The following is an 11368-nucleotide window of genomic DNA, read 5'->3' as shown; positions in this document are numbered from 1 at the left end:
CGGGTTGTTTTTGCGACTTTCACCGGGATTTCGCACCCTTTTCTCCCAATGCGCTCCAAAAAGGATCACGGCCCTGTCTGTGGTGATGTCCACCCGTTCCGACGCCGGTGAGATGGCGGATACGCACCGATCGCCGCAGGAGGAGGCTCCGCCGCTCGTCGTCGACGTCGACGGCACGCTCCTGCGCACCGATCTTCTCTACGAAAGCGTCATCCTGCTTCTGCGGCACCGTCCATGGTGCGTTTTCCTGCTGCCCTTCTGGCTCCTCGCCGGCAAGGCGGTGATGAAGCGCGAGATCGCGCGCCGGGTGCAGCCCGACATCGCCAGCCTGCCCATCCACGAGGAGCTTCTGGCGTGGCTTTGGGAAGAGCGCAGGAAGGGCCGCCGGCTTGCCCTGATCTCGGCCTCCGACGAACGGCTCGTCCAGAGCGTCGCCGCGCGCTGCGCGGGCCTGTTCGATGTGGTGGCCGGCAGCGACGGCACGACCAACCTCGCCGGTTCCGCCAAGCTCGTCGCCATCGAGCGGCTGTTCGGCCCGCGCTTCACCTATGCGGGGGACGGCAAGCACGACATCGTCATCTGGGAGCGTTGCCGCTCGGCCGTTCTGGTCGGGCGCACCGCGGCGCTGGGCCGTCTCCTGTCGCCGTCGGTGACGGTCGCGACGGCCTTCGACGTTCCGCGGGCGGGCCTGAAGACCTGGATGCGGGCGCTGCGCCTGCATCAGTGGGCCAAGAACACCCTGCTGTTCGTCCCGCTCCTGCTGTCCGGGCGCATCTTCAGCCTGCATGACGTGGCTCTGGTCCTGCTCGCCTTCGTGGTGTTCGGGCTGCTCGCGTCCGGCTCCTATCTGGTCAACGATCTGCTGGATCTGGCGGCGGATCGCCAGCACCGGTCGAAGCGCAACCGTCCGTTGGCCTCGGGCGAACTGCCGACGCTGCATGGGCTGCTCGCCATTCCCGTCATCGCGGTGGTGGTGGGCGCGCTTCTGCTGCCGCTGCCCTCCGCCTTCGCCGCTGCGGCCGGAGCCTACCTCGTCATCACGCTGGCCTACTCGCTGTGGCTGAAGCGCAAGCCGATCCTCGACATGCTGGTGCTGGCGCTGCTCTTCACCTTGCGCATCGTGGCCGGCATCGCCGCGGTGGGGACCGCGATGTCGCCGTGGCTGCTGGCCTTCTCGATGTTCTTCTTCCTCAGCCTCGCCTGCATCAAGCGCTACAGCGAATGCCTGGTGATGAAGGAACAGGGTGTCCAGGCGATTCCCGGGCGCGGCTACCGGACCGGCGATGCGCCGTGGCTGATGAGCATGGGGGCGGCGAGCGGCTTCTGCTCCACCCTGATCTTCTTCATCTTCCTGACCGACGCGCAGTCGCCGATGTCGCATTACAGCACACCGGAATGGCTGTGGCTGATCTGCGGGATTCTCGGCTACTGGCTGGGCCGCGCGTGGCTGCTGGCCGGACGCGGCGAGATGCACGACGACCCCGTGCTCTTCGCCGTCAAGGACCGCCTGTCGCTGTGCCTGGGCGCCCTGTGCGCGGTGTCCATCCTGCTGGCCAACTTTGCGTGAGCCGTCTGAGACCGCGATGCCCCCCTCCCCTTCCCACGGCCCCTTCCGCGACAGCAGCGGTCCCCTGTCATGGGGACGCATCGTCCGCGCCCCGCACCGGGTGGCGCGGCCGGGCGGCCGGGCGGAGGCCGCCGCCGCCCTGACGGCGCTCCCGCCGGGCGAGACGCTGCTTGCCTGCGGCATGGGGCGTTCCTACGGGGACAGCGGCCTCAATCCCGGCCATTGCCTGATCGACATGCGCGGGCTCGACCGCTTCGTCGCCTTCGATCCCGACACCGGCGTCCTGGAGTGCGAGGCCGGCGTCACCCTGGCCGACATCCTGCGCCTGCTCGACCGGCGCAACCGGCCGGGGCGCTCCTGGTTCCTGCCGGTCACCCCGGGGACCAAGTTCGTCACCGTCGGCGGCGCCATCGCCAACGACGTGCACGGCAAGAACCACCACAGCGCGGGGTGCTTCGGCAACCATGTGCTGTCGCTGGAACTGCTGCGTTCCGACGGCGCCCTGCTCCGTTGTGCGCCCGACGAGAACGCGGCGCTGTTCGCCGCGACCATCGGCGGGATCGGCCTGACCGGGGTGATCCTGTCGGCGCGCATCCAGCTGAAGCCGGTGCCGGGGCCGTGGCTGGAGAGCGAGGACATCCGCTACAGCGATCTGGACGCCTTCCATGATCTGGCGGAGGAGTCGGTCGCCGACTGGGAGTACACGGTCGCCTGGATCGATTGCCTGGCGCGCGGCCCCCAGCTCGGCCGCGGCATCTTCTCGCGGTCCCGCCACACCGCGGACGGCCCGGCGGGCAGCCCGGCCAGGGCGGCGGCCTTCGAGCCGCGCTTCTCCATGCCGGTCGAGCTGCCCAACCTCGCGCTCAACCACCTGTCCGTCTCTGCCTTCAACGCGCTCTACTGGCGCAAGGCGCCGCCGCGGCCGGTCGCGCGCGTCCTGCCCTGGGATCCGGTGTTCTACCCGCTCGACGCGATCGGCCAGTGGAACCGCATGTACGGCCGGCGCGGCTTCTACCAATTCCAGTGCGCCGTTCCCAAGGCGACGGCGCGGGACGCCGTGCGCGAGCTGATGCGCACCATCGCCGCCGCGGGAGAGGCCTCCTTCCTGGCGGTGCTCAAGACGCTGGGCGGCCGGCCCTCGCCCGGCCTGATGTCCTTCCCCATGCCGGGAGCGACGCTGGCGCTCGACCTGCCCAACAACGGGCCGCGCACGCACAGCCTGCTCGACCGCCTGGAGCGCATCGCCGGCGAGGCGGGCGGGCGTGTCTACCCGGCCAAGGACGGGGCCGTCTCGTCCGGCGCCTTCCGGCGCGGCTACCCGCGGCTGGACGAATTCGCGCGGCACGTCGACCCACGCTTCTCCTCCGGCTTCTGGCGGCGGGTCGATGGCGCGGCGGCCGGATCGGGAGCGAACAAGGAAGAACCCACATCATGAAGCGTGTCCTGATCTTCGGCGCGACCTCGGCCATCGCCGAGGCCACCGCGCGTCTCTTCGCGGCCGAAGGCGCCCGGTTGTTCCTGGTCGGCCGCAACCCCGAGAAGCTGGAGGCGGTGCGCCGCGACCTGCAGGCCCGCGGGGCCGAGGCGGTGGAGACGGCCGTGGCCGACCTCGCCGACCCGGCGCTGCACAAGGGCCTGGTGGAGCGCGCCTGGGCCAGCCTGGGCGGCATCGACGCCGCCCTGATCGCCCACGGCACGCTGTCGGACCAGCGGGCCTGCGAGGCCGATTCCGCCCTGGCCCTGTCGGAGATCGCCGGCAATTTCCTCAGCCCCGTCTCGATCCTCACCCACCTCGCCAACGCGATGGAGGTCCAGCACCGCGGGGCCATCGCCGTCATCGGCTCGGTGGCCGGCGACCGCGGGCGGCAGAGCAACTACGTCTACGGCAGCGCGAAGGGCGGCCTGCGCGTCTTCGTCGAAGGGCTGCGCCACCGCATGGGGCCGAAGGGCGTCGCGGTGACCCTGGTCGAGCCCGGGTTCGTCGACACCCCGATGACCGCCGCCCTGCCCAAGGGCGGCCCCCTGTGGGCCACGCCCGACCGCGTGGCGCGCGACATCCATAAGGCCTTGAACCGCGGCCCGGCGGTGCTCTACACCCCGTGGTTCTGGCGCTGGATCATGCTGGTCATCCGCCACGTGCCGGATGCGATCTTCCAACGAACTCGGCTTTGAGGGCCACCTCCACCATGTCCAACAGCGTGCCGAACACCTCCCTCGTGAAGCCGGACGACAAGCTGGTCCTGTTCGGCGGCGCCGGCCTGGTCGGCCAGAACCTCGTGGTGCTGCTGAAGGAGCAGGGCTTCACCAACCTCGTGGTGGTGGACAAGCATCCCGCCAACAGCGCCATCCTGCGCCGGCTGCACCCCGACGTGACGCTGATCGAGGCCGACATGGCCGAGGCCGGCCCGTGGGAGGACTGCGTCGCGGGGGCCGCGGCGGTGGTCATGCTGCAGGCCCAGATCGGCGGCGAGATCGAGGCGGAGTTCAACCGCAACAACATCGTCTCGACGGAGCGGGCGCTCGCCGCCTGCCGCCGGCACGAGGTGCCCTACATCGCGCACATCAGCTCCTCGGTGGTCAACTCCCTGGCGCGCGACTGGTACACCGAGACGAAGAAGGCGCAGGAGAAGCTGGTGGTGGAGAGCGGGATCGCCCACTGCGTGCTCCGCCCGACGCTGATGTTCGGCTGGTTCGACCGCAAGCATCTGGGATGGCTGTCGCGCTTCATGAAGCGGATGCCGGTGTTCCCGATCCCCGGCCACGGGCGCTACATGCGCCAGCCGCTCTACGTCATGGACTTCTGCCGGATCATCCTGTCCTGCCTGCAGACGCGACCGAACGGCGGCGCCTACAACATCACCGGGCGCGAGAAGATCGACTACATCGACATCATCCGCACCATCAAGCGCACGACCGGCGCCCGGGCGAGGGTCCTGACCATCCCCTACGGCCTGTTCTGGCTTCTGCTGAAGACCTACGCGGTGGTCGACAAGAATCCGCCCTTCACGACGAAGCAGCTGAAGGCGCTGTCGACGCCCGACGATTTCGAGCTGATCCCCTGGTGGGACATCTTCAAGGTCCCGCCGACTCCCTTCGAAGAGGCGGTGCGCAAGACCTACGGTCCCGGCGAATACGCCGACGTGGTCCTCGAATTCTGAAGCGGACTGCAATCCAAGGGAGTGTTTGCGCGATGACCGATGTGGCCGTGATCGGCGCCGGCGCCATGGGGCTGGCCGCCGCCTACCATCTTCTGAAGGCCGGGCACCGGGTGGAGGTGTTCGAGGCCGACGACCGTCCGGGCGGAATGGCGGCGCATTTCGATTTCGACGGCCTGTCGATCGAGCGCTTCTACCATTTCCTGTGCAAGGCGGATGCGCCGACCTTCGCGCTGATGGAGGAGCTGGGGATCGCCGACGCGGTCCGCTGGCGGCCGACCCATATGGGTTATTTCTACCAGGGCCGGCTGCACCCCTGGGGCGATCCGCTGTCGCTGCTGCGCTTCCCGCATCTGGATCTTCTCACCAAGCTGCGCTACGGCGCGCAGATGTTCCTGTCCACCAAGCGGACGGACTGGCGTCCGCTCGACCGGGTCCACGCCGACGACTGGGTGCGCGCCTGGGGCGGCGAGCGCGCCTGGACGGTGCTGTGGGAGAAGCTGTTCACGCTGAAGTTCTACGAGCTCAGCCACGACATCTCGGCGGCCTGGATCTGGACCCGCATCAAGCGCGTCGGCACCTCGCGCCGGAGCGTGTTCCAGGAAGAGCTGGGCTACATCGAGGGCGGGTCGGAAACCCTGGTCCGGCGGCTGGTCGAGCGCATCGAGGCGATGGGCGGGCGCATCCACCTGTCCTGCCCGACCAGCGAGATCCAGGTGGAGGACGGCAAGGTCACCGGCATCATCGCCGGCGGCGAGCGGCGGCCCTTCGGCGCCGTCATCAGCACGGTGCCGATGCCGCTGATTCCCGCGATGATCCCGGGCCTGCCCGGCGCGTTGAAGGAGCGCTACGCCGCCCTGCGCAACATCGGCGTCGTCTGCGTCGTCCACAAGCTGAAGAAGCCGGTCACCCGCAACTTCTGGCTCAACACCAACGACGACCGGATGGCGATTCCCGGCATCATCGAATTCTCGAACCTGCGGCCGCTGGGCAAGGACCATGTGGTCTTCGTGCCCTACTACATGCCGCAGGACAATGCGAAGTTCGCCCAGCCGGACCAGGCCTTCATCGACGAGTCCTTCGGCTACCTGAAGATGGTCAACCCCGACCTGGGCGATGCCGACCTTGCGGCCTCGGCGGTCGGTCGGCTGAAATATGCCCAGCCGGTCTGCCCGCCGGGCTTCCTGGACATGGTGCCGCCGGTGGTCACGCCGATCGGCGGGCTGCAGATCGCCGACACCTCCTCCTACTATCCGGAGGACCGCGGCATCGCCGAGAGCGTGCGCATCGCCAAGGAGATGGCGGAGCGTGTGTCGTGATCCGGCGGCTGCGGGAAAGCCAATTCGTCCGCTTCCTGGTGACCGGCGGCATCGCCGCCGGTGTGAACGTGGTGTCCCGCTATCTCCTGATGTCGACGATGAGCTACCGCTGGGCGGTCGTTGTCGCCTACCTGTGCGGCATGACCACGGCCTGGCTCCTGTCGCGCCTGTTCGTCTTCCAGAGTTCCGGCCGGAGTTGGGCCGACGAGTATGGGCGCTTCGCCTTGGTCAACATGGTGGCGGCCGCCCAGGTCTGGCTGATTTCGGTCGGGCTCGCCGAATATCTGTTCCCTGCCGTCGGCTTCACCTTCCATCCCGAGGACGTGGCGCATCTGATCGGCGTCGTCGTCCCGGTGTTCTCAAGCTACATCGGCCACAAGCATTTCAGCTTCGCCCGCAAGGGGACCGCGCAGGGGGCGGGGTAACGCATCCGCGTCCTGTTGCCCATGGCCGCCCACGAGTCTCAGGCCAGCCGCGCCGCCACCTCGTCGGCGATGGCGAGGCAGGAGGTCAGACCCGGTGATTCGATGCCGAACAGGGTGACGAGGCCGGGGATGCCGTGCGCTTCCGGCCCCAGGATCAGGAAATCGGCCTGCGGCTGGCCGGGGCCGCCCAGCTTCGGACGGACACCGGCGTAGGCCGGCACGAGGGCGCCGTCGGGCAGGCCCGGCCAGTAGCGCCGGACCTCGCCGTAGAAGCTCTCGGCGCGCCGAGGATCCACCGCGTAGTCGATGCGGTCGTAATCCTCCGGCACCAGCCATTCCACGTCGGGGCCGAAGCGGGCCTGTCCGGCGAGGTCGAGCGTCAGGTGGACGCCCAGGCCGCCCTCCACCGGGACCGGGTAGACCAGCCGTGAAAAGGGGGAGCGCCCCCGGGTCAGGGCGTAATAGTTGCCTTTGGCCAGAACGCGCGGGGGGATCCGATCCGCGGGAAACCCCTCCAGGCTCCGTGCCACGGTCCAGGCGCCCAGCCCGGCGGCGTTGACCAGGGTGGTGCAGGCGATGCGCACCGGCTCCGCACCGCCGACCGCCAGTTCGAAGCCGTCGGCGGTGCGGTGGCCGCGCTCCAGCGGGCTCCGCAAGGCGAGCATGGCGCCGGAGTCCTCCGCGTCGCCCTGAAGGGCCAGCATCAGCCCGTGGCTGTCGATGATGCCGGTGGAGGGCGACAGCAGGGCGCCGACGCAGCGCAGGTTCGGTTCCAGCGCGGCCGCCTCGGCGGCGGAAAGCGCGCGCAGATCGTTTACCCCGTTGGCCGCGGCCTGCGCCTGGATGGCCGCCAGGCGAGGCAGCTGGGCTTCCTCGGTGGCGACGATCAGCTTGCCGATGCGCTGGTGCGCGACGCCATGCGCGGCGCAGAAGGCGTACAGCGCGTCGCGCCCGGCCACGCACAGCCGCGCCCGGACGCTTCCCGTGGGGTAATAGAGTCCGGCGTGGATGACCTCGGAATTGCGCGAACTGGTGCCCGTGCCGATGGCCTCGGCGGCTTCCAGAATCACCACGTCCCGGCCGGCGCGCGCCAGCCGCCGGGCGACCGCCAGCCCGATCACTCCGGCCCCCACCACGACGCAGTCCACCCGCTCCATCGCGTTCCTCTCCGCTCCGCTGCGCCTGCTTCACCGCGCATGACCATAGAAACGCCAGACGGGCTGTGCCGCACAAGGCTGTAGCGCCCCGCGCCGTGCCGTTTCCTCCGCGGACAGGGAAAAGCGGCACGGGAACCCCCCCCCCCCCCGCTCCGCCTGTCCCAAAGCTGCCCCCATGTCGGAAGGCGGTGCGACGACCGGAGCGTCGAAGGAGGGTGGGCGTAACGCGAAAGGGGGGTGGACGCATCCGCATGATGGGCGCCCGCGCCCCCTCTCCCTTCGAAAATGCGGTGTAGGAAGAGCGCTAGCCCCTCGCGCCCCTCTTCCGGAGGTTCCGGATTATCTGGGTGTCTCCAATAAAATCAGAAATATGCGACTGACGAACTCACTTTGGCCGTGCCTGTCTTTTGGCGCGTCACGGTAATACGGAGGAGCTTGGATTATTTCTTCTTAGAGGATTGCAGGAATACGCCATGAAAATTCATGTCATAGGATGTCGCCACCTTCCCAATGTCCGCGAAGGAGGCGATCTGGCATCCCAACGATCACAACAAAATCCACGGAGAGTCTCCCTTGACCGAAGTCATCATCGCGGACGCTGGCCTTGAGGATCTCGACGGACTGCTCAGCCACCGCCGTCCCGGCGTTCAGGTCACGCTCGTCTCCGCCACCGACGATGGCCATGCCGTGCTGGCCGCGGCCCTCGCCGCGCGCCCGTCCGTCCTGCATCTCGTCGCCCATGGCGAGCCGGGGCGGGTGCTGATCGGCTCCAGCCCGCTGGACGCGCGGTCGCTGCTCGACCGTTCCTGGCCGGACGCGCGCGGCACCGAGATCCACATCCACGCCTGCCATGCCGGTGCGGGCGAGGCGGGCCGCCTGTTGCTCGACCGTTTGACCGCCGCCACGGGCGCCACGGTCGCCGCGTCCTCGGGGCCGGTCGGCCCGGCGGAGCGCGGCGCGTCCTGGAAGCTCGACGTGCACACCGCGCCGGTCTTCACCCCCTCCCCCTTCGCCGGGGTCGAGGGAGCCGGTGCGCGCGGCTGGGCCCATGAGCTGGCCGTGACCGGCACGCCGACCGACGGCAACGACACGCTGACCAGCGATGACGCGGCGGACAACATCAACGGCGGGGCCGGCAACGACATCCTGATCGGCAACGGCGGCAACGACACGCTGATCGGCGGCATCGGGCACGACACGATGGACGGCGGCGCCGGGGCCGATGTGTTCGATGGCGGCGACGGCTTCGACGTCGTCACCTACGAGAACGCCACCGCCGGCATGGTCATCGACATCGGCAACCCGGCGAACAGCACCGGCGATGCCGCGGGCGACACCTTCACCGGCATCGAGCGCTGGATCGGCTCCAACTTCGCCGACACGATGGTGGCCGGAAACGACCCCGTGTGGTTCTGGGGCCATGCGGGCGACGACGTGGAGATCGGCGGGGCCGGCAACGACACGATGGAGAGCGGCGACGGCAACGACACCGTCTATGGCGGCGCCGGTGACGACCAGATCTACAGCCGCGCCGACAACGACGTGCTCTATGGCGAGGACGGCAACGACCTGATCTACGGCGGCTGGGGCAACGACATGCTCGACGGCGGCGCCGGCAACGACACCCTGTTCGGCGAGGGCGACGCCGACACCATGTACGGCGGCGCCGGCGACGACAGCATGGACGGCGGCCAGGGCAACGACCTGATGTACGGTGGCGACGGCAACGACACGCTGATCGGCGGCATCGGGCACGACACCATGGAGGGCGGCGCCGGTGCCGACGTGTTCGACGGCGGCGACGGCTTCGACGAGGTCACCTACGCGAACTCGACCGCAGGGATCATCCTGGACCTGCGCAACCCGGCGAACAGCACGGGCGACGCCGCGGGCGACAGCTTCACCAACATCGAGCGCTGGATCGGCAGCGAGTTCGACGACCAGCTGATCGGCAACGACAACGGCGTCTGGTTCTGGGGCCATGGCGGCAACGATCTCGAGATCGGCGGCGCCGGCAACGACACGATGGAAAGCGGCATCGGCAACGACACGATCTACGGCGGCGGCGGCGACGACCGGGCCTTCGGTCGGGCCGACGACGACATGCTGTACGGCGAGGCCGGCAACGACCTGCTGGCCGGCGGCGGCGGCAACGACATGCTCGACGGCGGCACCGGCAACGACACGCTGATCGGCGACTGGGGCGTCGACACCATGATCGGCGGCGACGGCGACGACGTCTTCTACAGCGGCGCGCACGATCCGCTGCCCGAGGCCGACATCATCCAGGGCGGGGCCGGCAACGACACCTTCATCATCGCCGCGCAGAGCGACGCCGGCACGGTCTCCTACGACGGCGGCGACGGCACCGACACGCTGCGCATCAGCTCCGACAACGTCGCCGATCCGGAAAACAAGATCACCACGGCGACGCCACAGATCGACATCTCCGGGATGACCCTGACCAGCGTGGAGAGGCTGGAACTGGTCGGCAGCGTCCGCCACACGGTGACGATGACCATGGCCCAGGCCAACGGCTTCACCAGCGGCATCACTGGCGCCACCGGCGGCGACGTCTTCACCATCACCGGCACGGCGCTGTCCGGGACGGTCACCGCCGGCAACGGCAGCCAGCTCACCGCCGGGCAGGTCCAGGCGGAGACGGTGAACGGCGTCACCCTGCTGCACATCGGCACCGACGCCACGGCGGGCGCCGACGTCACCCTGCGCTTCGCCGGGGGCTTCACGGCGGACCAGTTCCAGGTCAGCGGCAGCGGGATCACCCTGAGCGGGACGCCCTCGACGCCGAGCACGGAGCCGCCGACCACGACTCCTCCGACGACCGAACCGCCGACCACCACCCCGCCGACCGGTACCGAGCCGCCGGTGGACAACCGTCCTTTCGCGTCGATGCAGCGCACGGTGGGGGGCGTGACGGAGGACGTGAAGGCCTACGCCTACGACGGTCCGGTCTCTGGCCTGCAGTGGAGCTTCCTGGGCGACGACCGCGGCGAGGTGCTGGGCGGCTCCGACGGCAACGACTTCCTCAACCTGCTGGGCGGTGACGACGCGGCGGCGGGCGGCGGCGGCGACGACGTGCTGGACGGCGGTGCCGGCTCCAACTGGCTGATCGGCGGTGCGGGTAAGGACACCTTCTTCGTCGACGCCCGCGGCGGCCAGATCACCTGGTCCACCGTCACCGATCTGGAGCAGGGCGAGTGGTCCACCCTGTGGGGCTACAAGGAGGGCGTCTCCAAGCTGTCCTGGGAGGAGATGGGCGGTGCCGAGGGCTACAAGGGCGCCACGGTCCGCTGCGACATCGACGGCAATGGCACCATCGACGCCAGCATGACCTTCACCGGCAAGTCGGTGGGTGCGATGAGCATGACCACCGGCTCGGTGGGTGACCAGAGCTACATCGCGTTCATCAACCTGTGACCGCGGATCACGCGGTTCAAAACGCCGTGATCTGAAACGGCCCGCAAAGCGCCGGCCCGGAGTCCGCTCCGGGCCGGCTTTTTTGCGCTCTGCGGCCTGCTCTGGCGGCCCGGTTCGGTTGTCAGGACGAATAAGGTTAGCCCTTTTGGGCAAGGCCTGCCCCGAAATTTCAGGGCGCGGTCGCCATATTTTCTTCAATTACCCCTTGATGGGGAAAGTTTATATTCAGTTCTCATAGGACTTTGACCGATCATATGAGTAAAGAGTTTTCCGTTATCAAGTAAGATAACGCACTAATTAAGTTCCC

General features: G+C 68.8%; 8 protein-coding genes. 7 read left to right on the top strand and 1 reads right to left on the bottom strand.

Annotated elements, in window-relative coordinates:
* Positions 1–112: 112 nt before the first annotated feature.
* Genes FBZ83_RS26215 through FBZ83_RS26190 form a run of 6 tightly spaced genes read left to right on the top strand, consistent with a single transcriptional unit; the run spans position 113 to position 6466 of the window.
* Positions 113–1567 (top strand): UbiA family prenyltransferase, encoded by a 1455-nt coding sequence (locus tag FBZ83_RS26215; protein ID WP_200477204.1) that lies wholly within the window; start codon positions 113–115, stop codon positions 1565–1567.
* A gap of 16 nt (positions 1568–1583) precedes the next feature.
* Positions 1584–3002 (top strand): FAD-binding oxidoreductase, encoded by a 1419-nt coding sequence (locus FBZ83_RS26210; protein ID WP_145689759.1) that lies wholly within the window; start codon positions 1584–1586, stop codon positions 3000–3002.
* Positions 2999–3739, top strand: a complete 741-nt coding sequence (locus FBZ83_RS26205) for an SDR family oxidoreductase (RefSeq protein ID WP_145689758.1) — start codon at positions 2999–3001, stop codon at positions 3737–3739. Before FBZ83_RS26210 ends, FBZ83_RS26205 begins: the two co-directional genes overlap by 4 nt.
* A 14-nt stretch (positions 3740–3753) precedes the next feature.
* On the top strand, positions 3754–4725 hold the full coding sequence (locus FBZ83_RS26200) for an NAD-dependent epimerase/dehydratase family protein (protein WP_145689757.1): 972 nt from the start codon (positions 3754–3756) through the stop codon (positions 4723–4725).
* Positions 4726–4757: 32 nt separating this feature from the next.
* Positions 4758–6041, top strand: coding sequence for an NAD(P)/FAD-dependent oxidoreductase (locus FBZ83_RS26195; RefSeq protein WP_145689756.1), 1284 nt, complete (start codon positions 4758–4760; stop codon positions 6039–6041).
* Positions 6038–6466, top strand: coding sequence for a GtrA family protein (locus FBZ83_RS26190; protein ID WP_247888481.1), 429 nt, complete (start codon positions 6038–6040; stop codon positions 6464–6466). Before FBZ83_RS26195 ends, FBZ83_RS26190 begins: the two co-directional genes overlap by 4 nt.
* Positions 6467–6504: 38 nt before the next feature.
* Here FBZ83_RS26190 and FBZ83_RS26185 read toward each other — a convergent pair whose 3' ends face one another.
* Entirely contained in the window at positions 6505–7623 is a 1119-nt protein-coding gene (locus tag FBZ83_RS26185) for an NAD(P)/FAD-dependent oxidoreductase (protein WP_145689755.1), read from the bottom strand.
* A gap of 573 nt (positions 7624–8196) precedes the next feature.
* Between FBZ83_RS26185 and FBZ83_RS26180 the strand changes: the two genes are divergently transcribed.
* Positions 8197–11061, top strand: a complete 2865-nt coding sequence (locus FBZ83_RS26180) for a DUF4347 domain-containing protein (RefSeq protein WP_145689754.1) — start codon at positions 8197–8199, stop codon at positions 11059–11061.
* The last annotated feature ends 307 nt before the right edge of the window (positions 11062–11368 follow it).

It is taken from the genome of Azospirillum brasilense, assembly GCF_007827815.1.
Taxonomy (GTDB): Bacteria; Pseudomonadota; Alphaproteobacteria; order Azospirillales; family Azospirillaceae; genus Azospirillum; species Azospirillum brasilense_C.
This window is presented reverse-complemented; position numbering and strand designations above follow the sequence as displayed.

Bases quoted from the DNA above. Each gene is read 5' to 3' on its own strand.
- FBZ83_RS26215 (WP_200477204.1), top strand. From the start codon at position 113: ATGGCGGATACGCACCGATCGCCGCAGGAGGAGGCTCCGCCGCTCGTC.
- FBZ83_RS26210 (WP_145689759.1), top strand. From the start codon at position 1,584: ATGCCCCCCTCCCCTTCCCACGGCCCCTTCCGCGACAGCAGCGGTCCC.
- FBZ83_RS26205 (WP_145689758.1), top strand. From the start codon at position 2,999: ATGAAGCGTGTCCTGATCTTCGGCGCGACCTCGGCCATCGCCGAGGCC.
- FBZ83_RS26200 (WP_145689757.1), top strand. From the start codon at position 3,754: ATGTCCAACAGCGTGCCGAACACCTCCCTCGTGAAGCCGGACGACAAG.
- FBZ83_RS26195 (WP_145689756.1), top strand. From the start codon at position 4,758: ATGACCGATGTGGCCGTGATCGGCGCCGGCGCCATGGGGCTGGCCGCC.
- FBZ83_RS26185 (WP_145689755.1), bottom strand. From the start codon at position 7,623: ATGGAGCGGGTGGACTGCGTCGTGGTGGGGGCCGGAGTGATCGGGCTG.